Consider the following 23,054-nt stretch of genomic DNA (forward strand, 5'->3'; position numbering starts at 1 on the left):
TATAAATTGCGCTCTTTTTCATTTCACTAATTAAAAATCATTAGTAGTCAAAGCTAAAGTGTTCAACTGGTAATGAGGTTAATGTACGAGATGTAGTCACCATCGATTCTGCATGGCCTTGAGCACGTGGCAATAAACGGTCAAAATAGAAATCAGCAACTTTGATTTTTGCTTTATAGAATTCAGCAGTTTCTTGGCCATTACCCGCTTCTAATTTCTCAGAAGCCACCACAGCTTGTTGAGCCCAGAAATAAGCCATCATAACGTAGCCTGAGAACATCAAGAAATCTACAGAAGCAGAAGATACGATGTCGCGGTCTTTACGTGCAGCAAGCATGATACGAACGGTTAAAGTATTCCACTGAGCACAAAGCTTAGTTAAGTCCCAAGCAAAACGACGTAAATACTTATTACGTGCATGTGCAGCACAGAATTTTAAGATTTCAGCAGTGTATTCACGAACCACTTTACCTTTTGAACTTAACAACACTTTACGACCGATCAAGTCGAGTGCTTGAACGCCAGTTGTTCCTTCATACAAAGTCGCAATACGTGCATCACGCGCAATTTGCTCCATACCCCATTCTTTAATGTAGCCATGGCCGCCGTAAACTTGCATACCGTGGTTAGCAGCTTCTAAACCAAGTTCAGTTAAGAAACCTTTTAAAATCGGCGTATAGAAACCAAGTTTATCATCATAGTCTTCATAAGCAGCTTGGTCACCACGTGCTAAAGCATCTGTCATTTTGTCAGCGATTTGAGCAGCATAGTAAATCATTGAGCGACCGCCTTCAGCGATTGCTTTTTGAGTTAACAGCATACGACGTACGTCTGCATGGTGAATGATTGCATCAGCAACTTTATCTGGATCTTTTTTACCAGAAAGCGCACGCATTGACATACGATCTTTGGCATATGGTAATGCACCTTGGAAAGATAACTCAGCGTGTGCAATACCTTGAACAGCAGTACCAATACGTGCTGTATTCATGAAGGTAAACATTGCATGTAGGCCTTTGTTAACTTCACCGATTAAATAACCAGTGGCATTATCAAAGTTGAGTACCGCAGTTGCAGAGGCACGGATCCCCATTTTATGTTCGATTGAACCACAAGTAACTTTGTTACGTTCACCAACACCATTATCAGCTGTAGGGATGAATTTTGGTACGATGAATAATGAGATACCGCGAGTACCAGCCGGTGCATCTGGAAGGCGTGCAAGTACGATATGAATGATATTTTCAGTTAGGTCATGTTCACCGGCAGAAATGAAGATTTTCGTACCAGTAATTTTATAAGTACCATCTGCTTGAGGTTCAGCTTTAGTTTTTACCTGACCTAAGTCTGTACCACATTGAGGTTCGGTTAAGCACATTGTGCCGCTCCAAGTTCCTTCAACCAGCTTAGGCATATAGGTTTGTTTTTGCTCATCAGTACCGAATTGCAAAATAGTATTCATACAACCAGAACTTAAACCGGGATACATGGTAAATGACCAGTTTGCAGTACCCATCATCTCTGATTTAATCAGATTTAAAGACATTGGAAGGCCTTGACCACCAAATTCTTCTGGATAAGAAAGACCTTGCCAACCGCCCATTACAAATTGGTCATAAGCTTCTTTAAAGCCTTTAGGAGTAGTTACTTCGCCGTTGTCAAAATGGCAACCTTCCTCATCACCAGATTGGTTAAGTGGCGACAATACGTTTTCACAATAATCTGCCGCACCTTCAAGAATCATATCAACTGTATCTGGATCTGCATTTTCACCATTTGATAAAGTTTTATAGTGAGCAGGGTAATCTAATACTTCATTCATTAAGAAGCGGATATCGTGTAGCGGAGCTTTATATGCTGGCATGGCTTTAATCCTAATTTTGAATCATTGTGGGATTATCTGAATCGATGATTTGATTATTCACTCGCATGATAAAAATACAATGATAATCACATCCGAAAGAAATGTCAGAAAAGCGAATTTTGTCGAAAATAAATACACCTGAAATTATATTTTCTGCTACATTCAGGACTTATACTTTTATGTGAAAAAACAACTATTTTTTTATTTTTAGCAAGATTCGCTAAAAAGATAAAGCAATAAGGTTTTAAAAAAGGTTATGCATTTAAAATATCTCAGTTTATGTTTATTTAGTTTGGGTTTGACCGCTTGTGCGCAGCATAACCTACGTCCATCAGTAGCATCTATTCAGTTAGATCAAAAAGTCATTCAGGGTATGAATGCAATGTATGAATACCCAAGCTATGACTACCGTGGGCATTTTAAAATTAATGTTGATTCAAATCAGTCAAAGAAAATAAATAATGAAGAAAAAACAGTAGAGTTAGATGCTGTAGTGCAAAAGAAAGTAGATCAATATTTACGTGAACAAAAAATTAATTTGAATAAAAAACAGAAGCAGGCGCTTTATGCCGCAATTGCAAATGAGCAAGCGGATTTAGGTGTATCTGGTGAATCACGCTCAGAAAAAATAAACGCCGTATTAATTAATTTATTAAATGATCTTCAATTTAGCTACGATGGTTCGGTTCATTATCGTCAAAAAATGGGGTCTTTAAATCTCACGGCAAGATATGAAAAACCGACGCTTTTAGTACAGGCAAAATTGCCAATGGTACTTGATCTGAAGGATTATAAATTTTACGTCAATTATTTCGGATTAATGCCTTATCTGGTCAATAAAGATAATCAAAATAACTTGGCGTATGTCGATTTTTCAAAATATAAAAACCTATTTACAAACGTGGATATGAAGAAATTCGTTGAATATGCGAAAGCTTCTGGTGCGGTATCATATCGTTTGGCCGAACCACAAAATTTACAGCGTTTATCGGTTAGTGATGCTGAGCGTAAAGCGGGCATTGTCGAGAAAATTCGTTTAAAAGATACGGTTGAAGCATTATTGCTGCAATCGGAACTCTATGGGCAGGTTAATGAAAAATATCTGCAAAAAAATGTTTTCGGTTTTGATGAAGAAAAGGTTGCCGAAACTATAGCAACTGATTTAGCTGCTTCGGAAGCGAAGAGTAAAGAGGGTAATGCTGAGGGGCAAAAAGTTTCTTCTGAAGATGCAGCAGCAGTTAGCCAGCAACTTTATTCACTTATTAATGCTCATTTTGGCAATACATTGGCTTCTGAAGAAGATGACGAAGATCAAGCCAATGCAGCTCAAGATGTCGCAGCAGCCGAGGAAGCTTCTGATTCAGCTCAAGCTGAGGATGCTGCTGTAGCAGACGATGAACAAGGCGAGGTAGTAGCTACACTTACACAAGACCAGTGTGTTGAATTACAGTCTCTAAAAAAACCAGTTGCCTTAGGCGATATCAATTACTGTCAAATTTACGGTATTGATGTGCTTGACCAGAGCGCTGTAAATACTGAAAAAACTCAGATTAAAGCGCATCGAGCTGCTCTAAAACAAACTTTCGCTGCTTATGATCAAAACCGGTTTGTTGATGATGAAGCATTTAAAGCACTATGGATCAAACATAAGGCAGAAATTGAACAAGCTTTACCAAAACAAAAAAATCCAATTACGATTGATGTAGGACTGGATGAAAAAGGCCGTTTAGTCAACGCAGATTATGATATTGCCTATACACCATCTGAATTTAATCATCGCTTTAATATTAAAGCAGACATGCAAATTTTAAATTATGGTAAAGCGACCTCAATTAATCAGCAGCAACTTAAACAAGCGAAATCAGTTGCAGAAGCGAGCAAAGGTTCTTTATTTGAAAACTTCATAAAAGGGTTTAGTGAAAAACTTGGGCAGAGTGATGTTTCTGAACATCCAGTTGGCTCACATAGCGATGTACAAGATTTAGATTCAGGTCTGGCGCTGTTGGCTAACCAAACTTATGATGCAACGCATGCTTATGACAAAACATATAAGGCTGTGTTTATAGCAAAATTGACTGCTGAAAAACCGTCATATATTAATTATTACTCAGTTCAACAGTTACAAGAAATTGCCGAGGTTTATGCTTACTGGTTCTCTGAAGAAGAAACTTATAATCCTCAAGGTAAAGCTTTAGAACGTATAGAAGCCTTACAGAAAAAACATCATCTTGAGCAAGAAGATCAATTTGATAATGACTTAGGTCGAGCTGTGGACCATATTGTAATCACAACAATACAAGGTGAAGCTGGGCGTGAAGCATGGCAAAAGCTACAGAAACAATATAAGCAACCAGAGCAGCTTTTCTCAAAACAGTATCAATTAGAATTTGAACAACAAAATGGTGCTTCTGCTGAAGAAAAACAATTGTTGTCACAAACGGCAGATATTTTAGGTAAGGTCTATGTCGCTGCACGTAAACAGCAACTTACGGAAAAAACAATTCAGAATTTAAAACCTGGACATAACGAATTTATTGATTATGAGATTTTCCGAAAAGTTTATAAGCAGATGGTTACAGCGAAAAAATAAAAGATGAGCAAAAAAAGAACCTACTGATGTAGGTTCTTTTTTTTGATTTATAGAAAATCTTTTAATTCTGGTTTTACGCCATTCCAGATATAAAAGGCTTCAATGGCTTGACCGACTAACATGCCAAATCCTTCTGCATAAGGTACGTTGCGTTGTTTAGCTTGATCAAGAAAGCTAGATGGCTTGCCATAAGCCATTTCATAGGCATATTTGAAGTCTAAATTTTCCGGTAGTTGTAAAGCGTCACCAGACAAACTTGCAGAAGTTGCATTAATGACAATATCAAATTTCCCTGCTAACTCATTTAGAGAAATTGCTTGTAATTGAGCTTGCGGGACTGCTGTTTTTAAGTCGTCTACAAGTTGTTCAGCGCGAGCAAGCGTCCGGTTTGCAATCACAATCTTTTTAGCGCCAGCCTGTACAAGCGGGTAAATAACACCACGAGTTGCACCACCAGCACCTAAAATTAAAATAGTAGTATTTTCTAGCTTCCAATCTAAAGCTTGAATTGCGGCAACTAAGCCTTGGCCATCTGTATTGTCACCATGTAATTTGCCATTTTCCATCCATAGTGTATTTACGGCTTTGGCAATTTGAGCTCGTTCAGTCAGCACATCACACAAAGCAAAAGCCTGTTCTTTAAATGGTACGGTAACATTCATGCCACTTCCGCCATTTTCAAAGAAACTACGCATACTCGATTCAAAACCATCAAGAGGTGCAAGACGTTTTTGGTAGTCTAGGTCAACACCAGTTTTTTGAGCGAAAGCATGATGCAATTCAGGAGAGCGTGATTGTTCGATTGGGTTGCCAATTACTGCAAACTGTTTGGTCATTCTTATATCCAAAATTTTAAAATGGCATGAGGCAGATAAAGTCTGTACTGAATTTTCAGCAGGCCTCACTATAAGCCAAATTGGAATAAGAAAAAATATTTGAATGAGGTTCAGAAAATTGAAAATAAAAAAGGAGATTCTCTAGGGTGGAAGCCAAAGAATCTCCAAAAAGCAAAAAATTAAGCGACTTTTTCTTTTAGATTTAACCAGTCACGTGGTTTTAAGTAATAGTCAGTTAAACGTTTCTCTGGTGAATCTTCATCCCATTCTGGACGATACGACCAACCTGCAAGGTTAGGGAGGCTGACTAAAATAGATTCGATACGTCCACCTGTTTGTAAGCCAAACAATGTTCCGCGGTCGTAGACTAAGTTATATTCGACATATCTACCACGACGGTAGAGCTGGAACTCTCTTTGAGCTTCGGTGTAAGGCTGTTCACGGTGTTTTTCAAAAATTGGCAGAATGGCATTTAAATAACCATTGCCTACAGCTTGGATATATTTAAAGCAGGTTTCGAAATCCCAGCAATTTAAATCATCAAAGAATAAACCACCGACGCCGCGCTGTTCATCACGATGTTTTAAATAGAAGTAGTCATCACACCATTTTTTATGTTCAGCATAGACATTGTCTCCAAAAGGTTGACATAGGTCGTATGCGGCTTGATGCCAATCGATAACATCTTGTTCATCTGGATAGAACGGTGTTAAGTCAAAACCACCACCAAACCACCAAATCGGATCTTGACCTTCACGTTCTGCAACAAATAAACGTACATTGGCATGAGAAGTTGGAATATTGGGGTTTTTAGGATGAATCACCAGTGACACACCAAGCGCTTGAGCTTTAGCACCAGCAATTTGAGGATGTCTTTCTGTAGCAGAAGCGGGCAGTTTACTAATATTGATGTGAGAAAACATCACACCACCTTTTTCAATCACGGTGCCATTTTGCAAAACTCGTGAACGACCACCACCACCTTCTGGACGTTCCCAATCATCAATAATAAATTCACTCGTACCGCCGCCAGCTTTTTCTTGTTGTTCTAAACCAGCACATATACGGGCTTGTAAATCGAGGAGAAATTCGCGGACACGTTGAATATCTGTTGAAGTCGGATGCTGCATAGTGACCCTCAAAGATGATTGAGATAGGAGATAGCTACATCAAAACACAAAACCATAAAAAAAGTAAGGGATTTTTAAGAAATGTCTTAAAAATCCCTTCTAATTATTTTTAAATTTATAATTTTTTTAGAAATCATCTTTTTGATAAAGATGATCCATACGTTCACGTTTAGTTTTTAAATATTGTTCATTAAAAGGGTTACGTCCAACGGTTAATGGAACACGACCAACCACATTAATACCTTGGTCCTTGAGTGCCTGAATTTTCAAAGGATTGTTAGTAATTAACTTAACTTCTTTTACTTTTAAGTGGTCGAGTATAATGCTGCACATGTCGTAACGGCGTGCATCGGCGGGTAAATTTAAAAGTAAATTTGCATCTACCGTGTCATGACCTTGATCTTGCAAGGCATAGGCACGAATTTTATTTGTGAGCCCAATACCACGGCCTTCTTGGCGTAAATATAAAATAACGCCTTGACCTGCTTCGTTGATGAGCTTTTGAGTTGCCTGTAATTGAGGGCCGCAGTCACATTTTAATGACGCAAAAGCATCACCTGTTAAGCATTCTGAATGAACACGTACTAAAACAGGGCCTGTGGGTGGATTTTCTAACCCTTTAGAAAGTGCCACATGTTCTTCACCTGATACTGGATCTTGAAACACAGAAATATTGAATTCACCAAAAGCAGTCGGGAGTTTTGATGTTGCAATGAACTCTATAGGCACAGATTAACTCATCTTTTAACCGAAAACGGTTTAAAGTATAGCGTAATGCTGGGAGATTGGTCGAATTGTCATAATCATTTTGAGCACTAAGGTTTTCTTTTTTGTATAAAGAAGACGATAATAGTTGATAAATAGTCAGATTATTCAGGATAATCTGCCAACCATACCCATACTGTATGAGAGACTGCTTTGCATGACCTCGTTCGCAAATGTGGCTGATTGAAGGTGACTTCATTCGATTGTATGATCGACCCATTTTGACCCAGCTTAGGATTTGCCAGGCTTATAAAGGCTTTGCCACATATGTTGTATACCGAAATTCCAACTCAACGCCCTGTTACGCCATTGTTAGATGCAATTGATCATCCTCAACAATTACGTCAGCTCGAGCATAGCCAATTGGTTCAAGTGGCTGATGAGTTGCGTCAATATATTTTATATGCAGCAGGCCAGAGTGGTGGCCATTTCGGTGCTAACCTCGGCGTGGTTGAGCTGACGGTTGCGCTGCATTATTGCTTTAATACTCCAAATGACCGATTAGTTTGGGATGTAGGACATCAGGCGTATCCGCACAAAGTCCTGACTGGTCGTCGTGAGCAAATGACAACCATCCGTGCTAAAAACGGTTTAGCAGCATTTCCAGCTAGAGAAGAATCAGTTTTTGATACCTTTGGTGTAGGGCATTCATCCACTGCAATTTCAGCAGGTTTAGGAATGTCTTTAGCGCGTCGCTATCAAAACGACCCATGTGATGTGGTATGTATTGTTGGTGATGGTGCAATGACGGCAGGTATGGCATTTGAAGCCATGAACGATGCTGTCGCACATGACGCTGATTTAATTGTTGTACTTAATGACAATGACATGTCGATTTCTTGTAGCACAGGTGGCTTTGCTAAGCATTTAGCTGCAATTTGGGAAAAAGGCCATTTAGTCAATGTCGATGAACATGGTGAGGCGTATGTACAGCCACATCCGAAATGGACGTACAACTCTCGTTTACATCAATCGGCAACAGATGCGGCCGATAATTTATTTAAAGCTATTGGTTTCGATTACTTCGGTCCTTTCGATGGGCATGATGTAAATCAACTTGTTCAAGTATTTAATGCATTAAAAAAACGTAAAGGTCCACGCTTAGTCCACGTTTATACTAAAAAAGGTAAGGGCTTTACCCCGGCAGAAGCTGACCCAATTACCTACCATGCAATTAGTAAAGTTAATGCGACTTCAGCGGGTAAAACACCGCCAAAATATTCAGATGTATTTGGTCAATGGTTGTGTGACGAGGCTGCACAAGATGAACGTTTATTAGCGATTACTCCAGCTATGTGCGAAGGCTCAGGCATGGTTAAGTTTGCTAAAGAATTTCCAAAGCGCTTCTTCGATGTTGCCATCGCTGAACAGCATGCAGTAACACTTGCAGCGGGAATGGCGTGTGAAGGGTTAAAACCTGTCGTTGCGATCTATTCAACATTCTTACAGCGTGGTTATGACCAACTTATTCATGATGTTGCATTACAAAATCTTGATGTAACTTTCGGTATTGACCGTGCTGGTTTGGTGGGTGAAGATGGACCAACACATGCAGGTGCATATGATTATGCATACATGCGTACAGTCCCGAACATGGTCATCATGGCGCCAAAAGATGAAAATGAATGTCGTCAAATGCTACATACTGCCTATGCCTATAATGGACCAGCGGCAGTACGTTACCCACGTGGTGCAGGGGTAGGGGTGGAAATTCAGCAAGAGTTAACTGCTATTGAATTAGGTAAAGCCGAAATCGTTGCTGAAATTAAACCTGCTTGTGATGAGCAGATTACGATTTTAGCATTTGGTAGCCGCGTTATGGTTGCCATAGAAGCTGCTGAGCAATTTGCACAAAAACACGATGTCGGTGTGCGCGTTGTAAATATGCGTTTTGTGAAACCACTTGATGAAAAAATTATTCGTGAGTTGACTGAACACACACATTTATTTGTCACTGTCGAAGAACACGCAATTATGGGTGGTGCGGGCAGTGCGGTAAATGAGTTCATGGCACAAGAACAAATTGTGAAACCTATTATTAATTTAGGCCTGCCAGATTTGTTCTTACAACAGGCGTCACACGGTCAAATGCTACAAGATTGTGGGTTAGATGCTAAAGGTATTTTGAGCTCAATTGAGCGAGCTTGGCTTAAGCTAAATCAGGTGGTTTAAGCCTTTAATAAAATTTTTGAAACATTTTTTCCCCTAAAGCGCATTCATTTGCTAAAATGTATGCGCTTTTATGCATTATTCTTTGTCAAAATCTTCAAATTTGTATTGTAGTGGGTGTTCAATGGAACCTATGGTGGTTATGGCTGCGCGTGCGGCTCAAACAGTTGGTCAAGAGCTTTTAAAAGCGCATCAAAATCGTCATAAACTCGATTTGCAAGTTGAAGAGAAAGGCATTGATGGCCCGGTAACACGTGTAGATCGTTATTTGGAACAATTGACGATTGATACATTACGTAAAAGTTATAAAAACCATAGCTTCTTAGGTGAAGAGTTCGGTTTGCAAGAAGGCAAAGGCCACGATGCAGACTGGTGCTGGGTAATCGACCCACTTGATGGCACGCAAAACTTTATTAATGGTTTCCCTCATTTCTGTATTTCTATTGCAGTTCAGCATAAAGGCGTTACTCAGCACGGCGTAATCTACGACCCAGTACGTGACGAATTATTCTCTGCAAGTCGCGGTCGCGGCGCGGTGATGAACCAACGCCGTATTCGTGTAAATGTAAAAGATACTTTAGAAAATACATTCTTGGCAGTAGGCCATCCTTACCGTGCTAAACGTGCTGGTGAGATCGTATCTTATGCAGAACAACACTTTGCTTCATTATTAGCTGTTACTCAAGCAGGCGCACAAATTCGTCGTGGTGGTTCAGCTGCCCTAGATTTAGCATATGTGGCTGCTGGTCGTTTTGATGGTTTCTTTGAGCTTGGTTTAAAACCATGGGATATCGCTGCTGGTGAGCTTATTATTAAAGAAGCAGGCGGTGTAGTGGTTGATGCACGCGGTGGTAATGAATCTCTTGAAAATGGTCAAGTGCTTGCAAGTTCACTCAAAATGCTAAAACCTTTAATGCAAACTGTAGTTCCAGCTTGGGCTCAAGCCGCAAAATAATTTAATTATTTATAAATAAAACCCTCTATTATCAGAGGGTTTTATTTTTTTAAGCCATGGGTAAATATTACTGAGTTCAATAAATATGAAGAAAGTTGATTAAAACACATGACTTTTAATTTCTTTCTGCTATAATCCGCCCACGCACTTAAATTTCCGTTCATTACCTGAACATTCTGTTCTATTCATTGTAAGCGCACGCTGTCCATAGAGAGGACCATTTCTTGCGCCCCGATCGCTCAGCGATTCTTCAGGTTCGGCCGTAATCAAGCGTGCGTTTAGTCCACATCGTCGTTACTCGGATTGCTGCTGAAAAAACGTTTCAGCTAACTTTGCTTTGCCGCTTTGTGCCGATGTCTATTTTGTATTTATTAAAAATGGAGCACCCACTAGGGTGAAACTCTCTATGAGCAAAACTTTTGCCGAATTTTCTTTGCATGAAACCTTACAACAAGCGCTTGAAGGTTTAGGTTTTACTACCCCGACTCCTGTGCAAGAACAATCTATTCCTGCAGCTTTAGAAGGAAAAGACCTTCTAGTATCTAGCCAGACTGGTTCTGGTAAAACTGCGGCATTTTTATTACCGACATTACATAATTTAGCTGGTCAAGAAACTTTTGTTCCGTTCAAAGAACGCATGAAAGCTGTGACCCAACCTAATATTTTAGTTTTATGCCCAACACGTGAATTGGCTCAACAAGTTAGCCAAGATGCGATTGCTTTTGTACGTCACATGAAAGGTGTTCGTATTGCTGCAATCATGGGTGGTATGCCTTTTGGTAAACAAATCCAACAGCTTAAAGGTGCGCAAGTTATCGTTGCGACACCTGGCCGTTTATTAGACTTAGTTAACCGTCGTCAATTAAAGTTAGATAAAGTTGAAGCTTTAATTGTTGACGAAGCTGACCGTATGTTAGACCTCGGCTTCTCAGAAGATTTAGAAGCGATCAGTGATTTAGCTGGTAACCGTCGTCAAACATTAATGTTCTCTGCAACTTTCGCTGACCGTATTATTCGTCTTGCTGAGCGCATGATGAATGAGCCTGAGCGTATTGCAATTGAAACAGGTCACAGCACAAACACTGACATCACCCAAACTTTACACTGGACAGACGGTTTCGAACATAAGAAGAAACTTCTGACTCACTGGTTGGCTGATGAAACTCTTGATCAAGCGGTTGTATTCGCGAGCACTCAAGAAGATACAGATATGTTGGCTGAGGAACTTGCAGAAGCAGGTCACTCTGTAGTTGCACTTCATGGTGCAATGCCACAAACAGTTCGTAACCGTCGTTTACGTAGTATTCGTGAAGGTCGTGCAAAAATCTTGGTAGCAACAGACGTTGCTGCACGTGGTCTTGACGTACCGACAATTTCTCACGTAATTAACTTCGGTTTACCAATGAAACACGAAGACTATGTACACCGTATCGGTCGTACAGGTCGTGCTGGTCGTACGGGTCAAGCAATTACTTTAGCGACTTATCGTGAACGCGGTAAAATCCGTGCGCTTGAAGACTATTTAGATGCACGTTTAAGTGTTTCTGAAATTGAAGGCTTAGAGCCATCTCCACCTCCTGCTCGTTCAGGTCGTGATGGCGGTGGTCGTGGTCGTGGCGGCAATGGCGGTCGTGATGGTCGTCGTGGTGGCGGTTTTGGCGGTGGTCGTCGTTTTGAAGGCGAAAGCAACTTCAAACGCCGTGAAGGTGGTCGTGATGACCGTCCACGTCGTAGCTTCGATGACAAACCACGTGGTGAACGCCCATTCGGTGGTGAAGATCGTCCACGTCGCGAGTTCAATTCAGATCGCCCACGTCGTGAAGGTGGTTTTGAAGATCGTCCACGTCGTGAGTTCAACTCAGATCGTCCGCGTCGTGAAGGTGGTTTCAACGATAAACCGCGTTTTGACTCAAATGATGACAACCGTGGTAACCGTGTAGATTACAAACCGCGTCGTGAAAATGGTTTTGGTGACCGTCCAAAACGTAGTTTCGGTGGTGAAGATCGTCCACGTCGTAGCTTTGATGATAAACCTCGTGGCGAACGTCCATCATTTGGTGGCGAAGATCGTCCACGTCGTGAGTTCAACTCAGATCGTCCACGTCGCGAAGGCGGCTTCAACGATAAACCACGTCGTAGCTTTGATGATAAACCACGTGGTGAGCGTCCAGCGTTTGGTGGCGAAGATCGTCCAAAACGTAGCTTCGGTGGTGAAGATCGTCCACGTCGTAGTTTTGATGATAAACCGCGTCGTAAATTCGACCGTTAATCAAGTAGTTATTTAAAGAAAGGCCAGTATTTATACTGGCCTTTCTTATTTTTCAGTTTTGTTATAAAATAACAAAGTGTGAATTAGTTCAATTTTTTATTAAATAATGAGTCAAATTAAACGAAAAGAAACAATAATGGCGCAGTTGAAGAACTTATTGGTTCAGCACGGTTTGCCTTATCTTTTTATTGCACTCGTTTTGTGTAATGGGGTTTATTTTGCCTATGCTTTTATAACTGGGACTTCTATTGAGCAGTTTCAAATTTCTGAATTAACTTCTTTTTACGAACATACCTCTTCTATTTCGATCAAATAAGTTAGCTTTGCTTGTGTCAAAATAACAACAAGTTTGCTAATTTTCAGTGTTATAGTATGCGTGCATAAAAGTGCAGGAACGATTGCCATTATGAATAATAAAACTCCTCTCTCGGCTCAACCACTTATTGAAGTGAAAAATTTGAGTTTTAATCGAGGGGAACGCGTCATTTATGACAATATTAGTTTAAATATACGTCGAGGCCAGATTACGGCCATTATGGGACCTTCTGGTACAGGTAAAACAACATTATTACGTCTGATCGGTGGACAGTTAGTTCCTGATCAGGGCGAAGTTTTGCTCGACGGTAAAGATATTGCCAAAATGTCTCGTCAGGAACTTTTTTCAGCCCGCGCACGTATGGGAATGTTATTCCAGAGCGGTGCTTTATTTACGGATATGTCCGTCTATGAAAATGTGGCATTTCCAATTCGAGCCCACACCAAGCTTCCTGAAAATCTAATTGCTGAACTGGTTGCATTAAAACTTGAATCGGTAGGTTTGCGTGGTTCTGAACAGTTAATGCCAACAGAACTTTCAGGTGGTATGAATCGTCGTGTCGCTTTAGCACGCGCAATCGCGCTTGACCCTGATTTAATCATGTACGATGAACCTTTTGCGGGGCAAGATCCGATTGTAAAAGGTGTGTTGACACGTTTAATTCGTTCATTGCGAGAAGCTTTAGATTTAACCACAATTATTGTTTCGCATGACGTTCCTGAAACCCTTTCTATTGCTGACTACATTTACGTTGTAGCAGAAGGGAAAATTCAAGGGGAAGGAACGCCAGAAGAGTTACAAGCATATGCTTCTCCATTTGTACGCCAATTCTTAACAGGTTCGGCAGAAGGACCGGTTGAATACCAATTTAGTCATCAAGCCTATTTAGATAACGAGGTTCGTCCATGAATACGATTGCCTGGTTAGGTAGACTCGTTATTGAGCGGATTCGAGGGATTGGTGTTGCGGCACTAATGCTCTTACAAATTATTTTTTCTTTTCCTTCATCTGGTGGTTTTGGGCGATTTATTTACCAAATGCATCGGGTAGGGGTGATGTCTTTGTTAATTATTACTGTGTCAGGCCTATTCATTGGTTTGGTACTTGGTTTGCAAGGATATTCAATTTTAGTGAACGTCGGCAGTGAATCAATGCTAGGCACTATGGTGTCTTTAACATTGCTGCGTGAATTGGCACCAGTGGTTGCTGCTTTATTATTTGCTGGTCGAGCAGGTTCTGCATTAACAGCAGAAATTGGTTCAATGAAGCAAAGTGAACAACTTGCCAGCATGGAAATGATTGGGGTTGACCCATTAAAACAAATCGTATCACCACGTCTTTGGGCGGGAGTGGTCAGTTTACCCATGCTAACTGTCATTTTTGCTGCGATTGGTATTGTGGGCGGTAAAATGGTAGGTGTCGATTTTCTTGGCGTCGATGAAGGCTCATTCTGGAGCGGAATGCAAAACAACGTGCAATTTGGGCATGATGTCGTAAATGGCATTATCAAAAGTATTGTGTTTGCTTTGTTATGTACATGGATTGCGGTATATCAAGGATATGCGTGTGATCCGACTCCAGAAGGAATCGCAACTGCAATGACGAGAACAGTTGTATATTCTTCATTATGTGTTTTAGGTTTTGATTTCGTGTTGACTGCGGTCATGTTCGGAGGGATTTAATGAAATCACGTAGTAGTGAGCTGGCCGTAGGTATCTTTGTTATTATCTTCGGTATTGCCTTGTTCTTTTTAGCCATGAAAGTTAGTGGCCTTGTGGGTACTAACTTAAATGATAGTTATACCATGAAGGCTCAGTTTGATAACGTCAATGGTTTAAAGCCTCGTGCTAAAGTAACGATGAGCGGTGTCACAATTGGTCGTGTTGATTCAATTACTCTTGATCCAGTTACGCGTTTAGCTACCGTAACATTTGATTTAGATGGGAAGTTGACAAGTTTTAATGCTGAACAGCTAAAAGAAGTTCAAAAAAATGCTTTAGATGAACTCCGTTATAGTTCTGACTACACGCAAGCTTCTCCAGAGCAACAAAAAGCAATGGAACAGCAACTGACCAGTAACATGAACTCCATCACAAGTATTGATGAAGATGCTTATATAATGGTAGCAACGAATGGTTTATTGGGTGAGAAATATTTGAAAGTCGTTCCGGGTGGTGGCTTAAACTATCTTAAACGTGGCGATGTGATTTCAAATACTCAAGGAACCATGGATTTAGAAGATTTAATTAGTAAATTTATTACTGGCGGTGGTGCAGGTAAAGTTGCCGCTGGTTCAGCCTCAACAGATGCAGGTACTCCTGCAAGCACTAATAATGATAGTGCACAAACATCATTTGTTGAGTAAAAGATTATTTGAAGGAGTAGTTCCAGGTGAATACGTTGTTTAAACAAACCCTGACAGCAAGTCTTTTGTCTACGATGATTGCAGGTACAGCATTTGCTGCGCCTTCAGAAGCACCACCTGATTTTATTAAGCGTGTTGCTGATGGCTTGATCGCTCGTTTAAAAGCAGATCATGCAAAATTACAAAGCAATCCTGCGTTAGTGAAAACGATCGTACGTCAGAATTTAGACCCGTATGTAGATTCACAAGCGTTCACTCGTATTGTGATGGGTACTTATGCGACGAATCAGTATAGTACAGCTGCACAACGTGCTCAGTTTGAAACGAATTTCCGTAATACATTAATTGAAAATTACGGCAGTGCATTTGCTAAATATACGAATCAAAGCTATACCATGCGTCCTTACAAGGCAACTGCGGGTAAAAACCCTGTAGTGACATTGGACTTTAATCACAATGGTGAAAAAATTCCTGTCTCTTTCCAGTTAGCTGACAAAGGTACTCAGTGGAAAATCCGTAATATCAATGTTTCTGGTATTGATTTAGGATTACAGTTCCGTAATCAGTTTGCTGCAACAGTGAAACGCAATGGCGGTGATTTAAATAAAGCAATTGCAACGTTCCAACCTGATGCAGACGCAGCTGTTAATCAAAACAAACAGAAATAAGTAGGTGACGAGTGGTTCAGTATCTCAACCAACAATTGGTTGTTTCGGGAAAAATTGATTTTGAAAATGCGGAACAACAGTATCAAGCAGGTTTGGCTATCATAAAGAAGCAGCAAAGCTTCCCTCTAGTGGTAGATTTAACTGAGCTTGAACATGGTAGTACCTTGGCATTGGCTGTTTTAGTTCAATGGTTGCGAGAAACTCCAAAAAATACTGGTTTACATTTTAAAAATGTACCCGAGAAAATGCTGAAGATCATTCAAGCTTGCCATTTGCAGGAAGATCTGCATCTGATCTGATGTTTAAGATATAAAAAAGCACCTATATTTAGGTGCTTTTTTATGCTTGAAATTAGCATTTTATTACAAAGCTTAGATCCATTTTTTCCAGCGGAAGTAAATAATTGGACCAATAAAGAAACCCATAATAATGAGTAATACAACGAAGAAACTGGTCGTACCATGCGCAAAAGGTAATACGTCTGTGTTCATGCCATAAATACTGGCAATGAGCATAGGTGGAGCTAACATGCTTGGCAAGATCGAGAATCGACGAATCGTGTCATTCTGTTCGGTATTAATGAATCCGGAAGTCGTATCAAGTAAGAATCGTACTTTTTGGAATAAGAAGGCATCATGTTCTACCAGTGAGCGCACATCCTCACTTAGTTCTCGAATGTCGGCATCATAGATGTGACTGCCTAATGCTCGTGGACGCGATAAGAAAGTGAGCACACGTCGTAAATCAATGAGACAGAGCTGTGCTTTTCCTAGCATATCTTCTTGTTGAGCAAGGCGTGTAATCATGTCATCAAGATCTAGAATTTTTTCACGTTGGTGGTTATTTAGAACCTCTGTGGAGTATTTTTCTAAATCTTTGTGGATATCTTCTAAGATATCCGCAAGCTCATCGAGTTTCGCTTCAAGAAGGCCTAATAAAATCCATGTAGGATCTTTATAGTCCATGTCATAGTCATTTCGACGAGCACGTGCACGAAAGGCGCGAAAAGCAACTAACTTTTCCCCGCGCATCGTGAACAGGCGGTCCTTATGTAAAATGAAAGCGACCGTTTGCACCATTGCTAAAATGTGTGATGAGTCTTCTGCGTCACCATCTACCTGATAATTTTTATTTTTCGTTAAAAAATAAGTACTGATATGCAAAATACCGTCATCATCACGGTAAAATCGTGCAGAAGATGAAATATCTTCAAGCGACTTTAGTGTTGGTAAGTTTTGGTCATAGGCATCTAATACCCATTGTTGCTCTTCTTGTGAGGGTGCAATAAGATCAAGCCAGACTAATTCGGGATGTAGATCAAATCCACCATTGATGGTGGCATCTTCCAGACTTCCGCGTTCTGTGGCATAAAAGGCTTCAAGCATGTGTCTTTTTTCCTCACGCAGTCTGATGGAAATGGATGGGTGTATTTTAGACAAGGATTTGCCGAAAAACACTTGCCAATACGCTATTTTGCAAAAAAAAACTCTATCGATAGTTTAGTTTGTCAGCATGACAGTTCAATAAAACGGTTTTTTACACTATGAAATCAATTTGTATTTTCTGTGGTTCATCTCTTGGTTCAAACCCAATTTTCCAACAAATTGCCCAAGCTACAGGCGAGGCTATTGCAAAACAAGGTAAGACCTTGGTTTATGGTGGTGGTCGCTCAGGTCTAATGGGTGTCGTTGCCGATAGTGCCTTACAAGCAGGTGGACAAGTGATTGGCGTGATCCCTCGTGCTTTAGTCGATCGTGAGTTAGCTCATCCGGGCTTAACCAGATTATATGTGGTCGAAAATATGCATGAGCGTAAAACCAAAATGGCGGATCTTTCAGATGGGTTTATTGCTTTGCCGGGTGGCGCAGGTACATTGGAAGAAATCTTTGAACAATGGACTTGGGCGCAATTAGGTATTCATCAAAAGCCATGTGCTTTCTTAAATGTAGCGGGTTTTTATGAAGATTTACTTAAAATGATCCAAGGAACGGTAGATAATGGATTTAGCCAAGCACGGTTCGTTGATAAATTGATCGCATCAGACAACATTGAAGATATTCTTCAACAGTTTGAGCAATATCAGGCTCCTGCTCCAAAATGGACAAATGCAGACGTTCAACCATAAACGAGGTTAAATAGGTGAAAACAATCACGGTCGCTGCCGCAGTGATCTTAAATGAGCAAAATCAGTTATTGCTCGTAAGAAAGCAAAATACTCAAGCTTTTATGCAAGTAGGTGGCAAGCTGGAACCCAATGAGGCACCAGAGATCACCATGCAGCGAGAAATTTTAGAGGAAGTAGGTAGCTCTTGTGTGATTGAGCAATTTATTGGCCATTTCGAAACTGCAGCTGCCAATGAGCCAGATCATATTTTAGTGAGCCATTTATATCTAGTTCAGCTCGATCAAGCACCTAAAATTGCAGCTGAAATTGCTGAAATGAAGTGGATAGATTTAAATGATTCGGAAACTCAACTTGCACCATTGACCAAAGAAATTGTCATTCCTTGGTGTGAAGAGTATTTATCTACAGTGCAATAGCCTAATTCTTTAGTGTTGCTGCTAGGCAAGCCATGTGAATAGATGTGCAGCCTAATTGTTGAAGGGCTTGACTGAGCGCATGAATAGAGCTTCCTGTGGTTATCACGTCATCAATAATGAGAACACGGCGATAACGTCGTTTCTCTTTATGATGAGGTATAAATTGTTGTTCTATATTTTCAAAACGTTCTAGTCGAGAAAGACCTTTTTGAGAATGTTCGTTTAAACGGTGAATTGGTTGCCAAACGGGTATTTTTAAGTGTTTGCTTAAAATATTGGCAAGTAATAATGACTGATTAAAACCACGTTCAATTAAACGTTGATTGGAAATAGGCATGGGTACGATAGCTTGTACTTTAGGAAATTTTAATTGTTTTAAAATTTCCCCTAATAAGATTTGATAATGTAATTTCTGCTCATATTTAAACTGCTGAATAATCCGGTTAACTGGATAAGCATAGTCACAGGCCACAAGAACAGATTGATTATTACGTTGAATCGTTTGTTTAAGCCAAGGCAGCTGTTCCCAACAGTCTTTACAAAGTGAATATTTTTCTCGCGCACCTAACTCGCACAATGAGCAAGGTGAAAATAACTGAATAAGATGTTGGACGTTTAAAAAACTAAACATAGGCGTAGCGAGGTGCCTCAGGAAGCCAGCGCTTTAATAGAGCATCTGCCTGTTCTGGATAATCTTTTAAAACTTGCTGTGCTACATAGTGAGCTTGACTCAGTAAGTGATCATCTCGCTCTAACCGAGCAACTCTAAATCCCATATCCCCAGTTTGTTTAGTCCCTAGTAATTCACCTGGTCCGCGTAACTCTAGATCTTTTTCTGCAATCACAAAGCCATCATTACTTTCTCTTAAAATAGAAAGTCTCTCTTGCCCATTTTGTGAAAGAGGCGTTTTATATAGAAGTACACAAAAGCTGGCTTGAGCGCCTCGACCTACACGACCACGTAATTGATGTAACTGAGAAAGGCCCAAGCGCTCAGCATTTTCAATCACCATGATAGAGGAGTTAGGAACATCGACTCCAACTTCAATGACCGTTGTCGCGATAAGAAGTTGTAATTCATTATTTTTAAATGCTTGCATAACAGCTTGCTTTTCGTCAGCTTTCATTTTGCCATGCACCAAGCCAATGTTGAGTTCAGGAAAGCGTTCTTTCATTTCCTGATAGGTGGCTTCTGCTGCTTGAGCATCTAAAGTCTCAGACTGCTCAACTAGTGTGCATACCCAATACGCCTGTTTTCCATCTCTGCAATTTGAAGCAATACGTTGCAGTACTTCTTCTCGACGATCAAGAGGAATGGTAACCGTTTGAATTGGAGTACGGCCCGGAGGTAACTCGTCAATTATTGATGTGTCCAAATCACCATATGCACTCATTGCTAGAGTTCTTGGAATGGGAGTGGCCGTCATGACGAGTTGATGTGGGGTGAACTGCTCAGCACCTTTATTACGTAGAGCTAAACGCTGATCTACACCAAAGCGATGTTGTTCATCAATAATTACGAGTCCTAATTTGGCAAAACCAACATTGTCTTGAAATAAGGCATGAGTACCCACAATAAGTTCTGCGTGACCTTCTTTAATTTGTTGTTCTGCTTGAGCGCGAGCTTTACCTTTTTGTTTACCAGACAACCATGCTACTGTAACGCCTAATGGTTCAAACCAACGTTTAAAATTCAAATAATGCTGTTCTGCCAGAATTTCAGTAGGCGCCATTAATGCAACCTGCCAATTGGCTTCTAAAGCATGGCACGCGGCCACAGCAGCAACTAAGGTTTTTCCAGCACCTACGTCACCTTGCACTAGGCGTAGCATAGGTTGGTGCTGTTTTAAGTCATTTAAAATTTCTTTAGATACACGTTTTTGTGCATTGGTCATTTGAAAAGGTAAAGCTTCTAATAGCTTTTTAGCTAATATTTTGCTGCTTGAAAAAGCAGGTGATGCAATTTGACGAATATAAGCACGGCGATTAAGTAAACTAATTTGATGAGCAACTAGTTCTTCAAAAATAAGCCGTTGCTGCGCAGGATGAGATCCTTGGGCCAATTGAAGCATATTGGCATCAACGGGAGGCTCATGAATGTAATACAAAGCCTCTTTCAGCGCATAGCCATTGGTATATTGTTTTGGGAGTAACTCTGGTAGAGCATCACTATGATGCTTTAAAGCTTGTTTAACGTATTCGCGTAATTTAGGCTGAGTCAGCCCATCCGTACTTGGATAAATTGCTGTCAGTTGAGTTTCTGGTAGAGGTGTATGTTCATGAATGAGCTGAATTTCGGGATGATACATCTCAAGGCCGCGAGCACCTACACGAACTTCACCAAAAATACGTAAGCGATGACCAGGTTTTATTTTATCAGTCAGGTTTTTATAAATATGATAAAAGCGTAAGGTGACTTTACCAAATTCATCTTGCACCAAGGCTGCCATGGATTTTCTTTTTCCCGGAGGAAAGTCAATTGATTTGACTTCACCTTCGAGCAAATAGCTCCGACCAACCACAAGTTGATTCATTGGAATAATCGTACTTCGGTCTTCATAATCACGTGGCAGATGAAACAGTAAATCATCTGTGGTAAAAATATTTAGTTTTTCGAGCAGGGCTGCTGAAGCCGATCCAACGCCTTGTAACTGATGGACTGAAGTCATGTCCCCTCAACGAGTTTTCTATGCATATATTATTTATCGGTTATGGTAAAACATCTCAGCGTGTTGCTAAACAACTATTTGAGAAAGAACATCAAATTACCACAATCAGTCGTAGTGTAAAAACGGATAGTTACGCAACACATCTTGTCCAAGATATTTTTTCGCTTGATTTAAGTAAAATTGATCCTGTAGATATCGTGTATATTTTACTTTCTCCAAACGAGAGCACGGTTGAGGGCTACCAGCACACTTATGTAGATAGTATTGAACCGATTCGAGAAGCATTAAAAATACATCCAGTAAAAAAAATAATCGTTGTTTCGTCGACACGGGTTTATGGTGAAAATGCGGGGGAGATCATTGATGATTTTAGTGAAATTCATCCAAGTGATGAACAAGGCCATATATTACGTAATATGGAACTACTCTGGCAGAAACATTATCCAGCGCAATGTGTAATTGTTCGCCCTACTGGTATTTATGGAACTTCTATTGCCCGTTTAAAGAAAATGGCTGAAAATAGTCGAAGTTATCCAAACATACATTATAGCAATCGAATACATATTGATGATTTAGCAAGATTTTTAGCTTTTATGGCTGACTACGAAACTCATCAAGCGAGCTATATTGTGACGAATAACCAGCCATTACCATTACATGAAGTTATAGTCTGGTTTCAAAAACAATTAGGATTGCCAGAGCTAACTTTGGAATCAAGCCAAATTTCAGGTAAAAGAATTTATGCGAAACATTTGCCAGCAACGGGTTTTCAGTTAGAGCATCCAATTTGCTTTAATGACTATTTATTATGTTTAAATGTTCATGGTACTAAATAAAATTTTGATTAAACTTTAAATAAGAACAGAAATACCTGATGAGGCAGTCAAATTGCCGATAAAGATAAAAAGGTTGAAAGTGAAAAAAATTTGTTTAGCTCTGATTTTGAGCGTAGTAGCTGTTGCGAGTTGGGCTGAGGATCAGGTGTGGTGTGCATATGATCCTATTGGGTCCCAAGGGGATATTACTCGCCGTTTAAATGACATTCGGCTATATGCCCAGCAATATCAAGTCAAATTTAAAGTAGTTACCTATCAAAAAGAACAGCAGGCGATACAAGCTTTTGATGATGGGAAATGTTCAGGTCTAGCTGCATCCAATTTCAATACTTATCGTTATAACCAGTTTATGGGGAGTACTGCGGGTATAGGACTAATTCCTAATAATCGTACAGCCAAAAGCTTCTTGCAGCTTTTAAATCACCCTACAATTGAGAAAAGACTGGTTTCTAAGGACTATGAAGCTGTAGGAATGATTCCAATTGGTACTGCTTACATGGTTCTAAAAAATAAGAAACTCTCTAGAGTCGCTCAATTAAGAAATCAACGTATTGGTGTGCTACCCAATAATCCACCGCAACAAGCATTGGTACGAAGTGTAGGAGCTCGGCCAGTTTATGTTGATTTATCTAACGCGATTGTGCAGTTTAAGCAAAATAAAATCGATATTGTTCCTGCCCCAGTGTATGGCTTATTGCCATATAACTTACAAAAAGAATTTGGACAAGATACTCAAGTTATCAATTTTCCTTTGGCATATTTTGGGGTCAATTTAATTATTAAACCGCAAGCTTATCCTGCTAATTTTGGCCGAAAAATTCGGGGATGGTTTGTTCAGAATAGCCAATTGCTAACTAACCGTGCGACACAATGGGAAAATCATTTACCTGCTTATTATTGGGTGGATGTCTCTTTTTATGAAAAACAAAGTTATGACGTAATGGTTGCCAAAATACGTAATCAGTACGTCCTTTCAGGTTACTACGATGCTTATTTTGTTCAACTTATGAAACGTTTGCGTTGTATGGATGATCCACGTTATTTTGAATGTCCAATTCGTTAATAAAATAAAAGGCAACCG

At 40.0% G+C, this 23,054-nt stretch carries 21 protein-coding genes; 14 read left to right on the plus strand and 7 right to left on the minus strand.

Going from position 1 to position 23,054, the window contains the following annotated elements; genetic code table 11:
* Positions 1 to 40: 40 nt before the first annotated feature.
* Positions 41 to 1,864, minus strand: coding sequence for an acyl-CoA dehydrogenase C-terminal domain-containing protein (locus KTI78_RS11745; protein WP_262446202.1), 1,824 nt, complete (start codon positions 1,862 to 1,864; stop codon positions 41 to 43).
* Between the two features lie 256 nt (positions 1,865 to 2,120).
* Here KTI78_RS11745 and KTI78_RS11750 point away from each other — a divergent pair, with 256 nt between their 5' ends.
* Positions 2,121 to 4,454: a hypothetical protein gene (locus KTI78_RS11750; RefSeq protein WP_262446203.1), complete on the plus strand. Its 2,334-nt coding sequence runs from the start codon at positions 2,121 to 2,123 to the stop codon at positions 4,452 to 4,454.
* Between the two features lie 47 nt (positions 4,455 to 4,501).
* On the opposite strand, the gene aroE is transcribed toward KTI78_RS11750, so the two are convergent.
* From aroE to ribA, 3 genes are all read right to left on the minus strand, one after another.
* Positions 4,502 to 5,290, minus strand: coding sequence for a shikimate dehydrogenase (gene aroE / locus KTI78_RS11755; protein ID WP_262446204.1), 789 nt, complete (start codon positions 5,288 to 5,290; stop codon positions 4,502 to 4,504).
* A gap of 179 nt (positions 5,291 to 5,469) precedes the next feature.
* Positions 5,470 to 6,420, minus strand: a complete 951-nt coding sequence (gene hemF / locus KTI78_RS11760; protein WP_014207767.1) for an oxygen-dependent coproporphyrinogen oxidase — start codon at positions 6,418 to 6,420, stop codon at positions 5,470 to 5,472.
* A 126-nt stretch (positions 6,421 to 6,546) separates the two neighbouring features.
* Complete coding sequence (gene ribA, locus KTI78_RS11765) at positions 6,547 to 7,149, minus strand: GTP cyclohydrolase II (RefSeq protein WP_262446205.1); 603 nt, start codon at positions 7,147 to 7,149, stop codon at positions 6,547 to 6,549.
* Between the two features lie 303 nt (positions 7,150 to 7,452).
* Between ribA and dxs the strand changes: the two genes are divergently transcribed.
* From dxs to KTI78_RS11810, 9 genes are all read left to right on the plus strand, one after another.
* A complete protein-coding gene (gene dxs, locus KTI78_RS11770) occupies positions 7,453 to 9,357 on the plus strand; it encodes a 1-deoxy-D-xylulose-5-phosphate synthase (protein ID WP_262446206.1) in 1,905 nt (634 codons plus the stop codon).
* A 121-nt stretch (positions 9,358 to 9,478) separates the two neighbouring features.
* Positions 9,479 to 10,309, plus strand: a complete 831-nt coding sequence (locus tag KTI78_RS11775; protein WP_005078362.1) for an inositol monophosphatase family protein — start codon at positions 9,479 to 9,481, stop codon at positions 10,307 to 10,309.
* A gap of 406 nt (positions 10,310 to 10,715) precedes the next feature.
* The gene (locus tag KTI78_RS11780) at positions 10,716 to 12,578 is read left to right on the plus strand and encodes a DEAD/DEAH box helicase (protein ID WP_016143582.1); all 1,863 of its coding nucleotides are present in this window, start codon (positions 10,716 to 10,718) and stop codon (positions 12,576 to 12,578) included.
* 106 nt (positions 12,579 to 12,684) lie between these two features.
* Positions 12,685 to 12,894, plus strand: coding sequence for a hypothetical protein (locus tag KTI78_RS11785; protein ID WP_016142956.1), 210 nt, complete (start codon positions 12,685 to 12,687; stop codon positions 12,892 to 12,894).
* Positions 12,895 to 12,984: 90 nt separating this feature from the next.
* On the plus strand, positions 12,985 to 13,803 hold the full coding sequence (locus KTI78_RS11790) for an ABC transporter ATP-binding protein (RefSeq protein WP_239967817.1): 819 nt from the start codon (positions 12,985 to 12,987) through the stop codon (positions 13,801 to 13,803).
* Entirely contained in the window at positions 13,800 to 14,576 is a 777-nt protein-coding gene (gene mlaE, locus KTI78_RS11795) for a lipid asymmetry maintenance ABC transporter permease subunit MlaE (RefSeq protein ID WP_016142958.1), read from the plus strand. Before KTI78_RS11790 ends, mlaE begins: the two co-directional genes overlap by 4 nt.
* Positions 14,576 to 15,259 (plus strand): outer membrane lipid asymmetry maintenance protein MlaD, encoded by a 684-nt coding sequence (locus KTI78_RS11800; protein WP_014207762.1) that lies wholly within the window; start codon positions 14,576 to 14,578, stop codon positions 15,257 to 15,259. The genes mlaE and KTI78_RS11800 overlap by 1 nt, the downstream gene beginning before the upstream one ends.
* Before the next feature lie 26 nt (positions 15,260 to 15,285).
* Positions 15,286 to 15,927, plus strand: coding sequence for a phospholipid-binding protein MlaC (locus KTI78_RS11805; RefSeq protein WP_016142959.1), 642 nt, complete (start codon positions 15,286 to 15,288; stop codon positions 15,925 to 15,927).
* Positions 15,928 to 15,938: 11 nt separating this feature from the next.
* Positions 15,939 to 16,226 (plus strand): lipid asymmetry maintenance protein MlaB, encoded by a 288-nt coding sequence (locus KTI78_RS11810; protein WP_016142960.1) that lies wholly within the window; start codon positions 15,939 to 15,941, stop codon positions 16,224 to 16,226.
* Positions 16,227 to 16,298: 72 nt separating this feature from the next.
* Here the strand turns inward: KTI78_RS11810 and KTI78_RS11815 are convergent, their stop codons facing one another.
* Positions 16,299 to 17,312, minus strand: a complete 1,014-nt coding sequence (locus KTI78_RS11815; protein ID WP_016142961.1) for a magnesium and cobalt transport protein CorA — start codon at positions 17,310 to 17,312, stop codon at positions 16,299 to 16,301.
* 158 nt (positions 17,313 to 17,470) lie between these two features.
* Here KTI78_RS11815 and KTI78_RS11820 point away from each other — a divergent pair, with 158 nt between their 5' ends.
* Together KTI78_RS11820 and KTI78_RS11825 are read left to right on the plus strand one after the other, a co-directional pair.
* A complete protein-coding gene (locus tag KTI78_RS11820; RefSeq protein WP_025470442.1) occupies positions 17,471 to 18,052 on the plus strand; it encodes a TIGR00730 family Rossman fold protein in 582 nt (193 codons plus the stop codon).
* A gap of 14 nt (positions 18,053 to 18,066) precedes the next feature.
* Positions 18,067 to 18,468: an NUDIX hydrolase gene (locus KTI78_RS11825; RefSeq protein ID WP_057074644.1), complete on the plus strand. Its 402-nt coding sequence runs from the start codon at positions 18,067 to 18,069 to the stop codon at positions 18,466 to 18,468.
* 1 nt (position 18,469) lies between these two features.
* On the opposite strand, the gene KTI78_RS11830 is transcribed toward KTI78_RS11825, so the two are convergent.
* Together KTI78_RS11830 and recG are read right to left on the minus strand one after the other, a co-directional pair.
* The gene (locus KTI78_RS11830; protein ID WP_224993453.1) at positions 18,470 to 19,099 is read right to left on the minus strand and encodes a ComF family protein; all 630 of its coding nucleotides are present in this window, start codon (positions 19,097 to 19,099) and stop codon (positions 18,470 to 18,472) included.
* Entirely contained in the window at positions 19,092 to 21,137 is a 2,046-nt protein-coding gene (recG, locus tag KTI78_RS11835; protein WP_262446208.1) for an ATP-dependent DNA helicase RecG, read from the minus strand. Before recG ends, KTI78_RS11830 begins: the two co-directional genes overlap by 8 nt.
* A gap of 20 nt (positions 21,138 to 21,157) precedes the next feature.
* Between recG and KTI78_RS11840 the strand changes: the two genes are divergently transcribed.
* Both KTI78_RS11840 and KTI78_RS11845 read left to right on the plus strand, forming a co-directional pair.
* Positions 21,158 to 21,973 (plus strand): NAD-dependent epimerase/dehydratase family protein, encoded by an 816-nt coding sequence (locus KTI78_RS11840; protein ID WP_262446209.1) that lies wholly within the window; start codon positions 21,158 to 21,160, stop codon positions 21,971 to 21,973.
* 79 nt (positions 21,974 to 22,052) lie between these two features.
* On the plus strand, positions 22,053 to 23,036 hold the full coding sequence (locus tag KTI78_RS11845) for a putative solute-binding protein (protein ID WP_262446210.1): 984 nt from the start codon (positions 22,053 to 22,055) through the stop codon (positions 23,034 to 23,036).
* The last annotated feature ends 18 nt before the right edge of the window (positions 23,037 to 23,054 follow it).

It is taken from the genome of Acinetobacter sp. WU_MDCI_Abxe161, from assembly GCF_025514355.1.
In the GTDB taxonomy this organism is placed as follows: Bacteria; Pseudomonadota; Gammaproteobacteria; order Pseudomonadales; family Moraxellaceae; genus Acinetobacter; species Acinetobacter pittii_E.

What these genes read in the sequence shown, in the direction of transcription:
- KTI78_RS11745 (WP_262446202.1), bottom strand. Translation starts at nt 1,864, where the DNA reads ATGCCAGCATATAAAGCTCCGCTACACGATATCCGCTTCTTAATGAAT.
- KTI78_RS11750 (WP_262446203.1), top strand. Translation starts at nt 2,121, where the DNA reads ATGCATTTAAAATATCTCAGTTTATGTTTATTTAGTTTGGGTTTGACC.
- aroE (WP_262446204.1), bottom strand. Translation starts at nt 5,290, where the DNA reads ATGACCAAACAGTTTGCAGTAATTGGCAACCCAATCGAACAATCACGC.
- hemF (WP_014207767.1), bottom strand. Translation starts at nt 6,420, where the DNA reads ATGCAGCATCCGACTTCAACAGATATTCAACGTGTCCGCGAATTTCTC.
- dxs (WP_262446206.1), top strand. Translation starts at nt 7,453, where the DNA reads ATGTTGTATACCGAAATTCCAACTCAACGCCCTGTTACGCCATTGTTA.
- KTI78_RS11775 (WP_005078362.1), top strand. Translation starts at nt 9,479, where the DNA reads ATGGAACCTATGGTGGTTATGGCTGCGCGTGCGGCTCAAACAGTTGGT.
- KTI78_RS11780 (WP_016143582.1), top strand. Translation starts at nt 10,716, where the DNA reads ATGAGCAAAACTTTTGCCGAATTTTCTTTGCATGAAACCTTACAACAA.
- KTI78_RS11785 (WP_016142956.1), top strand. Translation starts at nt 12,685, where the DNA reads ATGAGTCAAATTAAACGAAAAGAAACAATAATGGCGCAGTTGAAGAAC.
- KTI78_RS11790 (WP_239967817.1), top strand. Translation starts at nt 12,985, where the DNA reads ATGAATAATAAAACTCCTCTCTCGGCTCAACCACTTATTGAAGTGAAA.
- mlaE (WP_016142958.1), top strand. Translation starts at nt 13,800, where the DNA reads ATGAATACGATTGCCTGGTTAGGTAGACTCGTTATTGAGCGGATTCGA.
- KTI78_RS11800 (WP_014207762.1), top strand. Translation starts at nt 14,576, where the DNA reads ATGAAATCACGTAGTAGTGAGCTGGCCGTAGGTATCTTTGTTATTATC.
- KTI78_RS11815 (WP_016142961.1), bottom strand. Translation starts at nt 17,312, where the DNA reads ATGCTTGAAGCCTTTTATGCCACAGAACGCGGAAGTCTGGAAGATGCC.
- KTI78_RS11820 (WP_025470442.1), top strand. Translation starts at nt 17,471, where the DNA reads ATGAAATCAATTTGTATTTTCTGTGGTTCATCTCTTGGTTCAAACCCA.
- KTI78_RS11830 (WP_224993453.1), bottom strand. Translation starts at nt 19,099, where the DNA reads ATGTTTAGTTTTTTAAACGTCCAACATCTTATTCAGTTATTTTCACCT.
- recG (WP_262446208.1), bottom strand. Translation starts at nt 21,137, where the DNA reads ATGACTTCAGTCCATCAGTTACAAGGCGTTGGATCGGCTTCAGCAGCC.
- KTI78_RS11840 (WP_262446209.1), top strand. Translation starts at nt 21,158, where the DNA reads ATGCATATATTATTTATCGGTTATGGTAAAACATCTCAGCGTGTTGCT.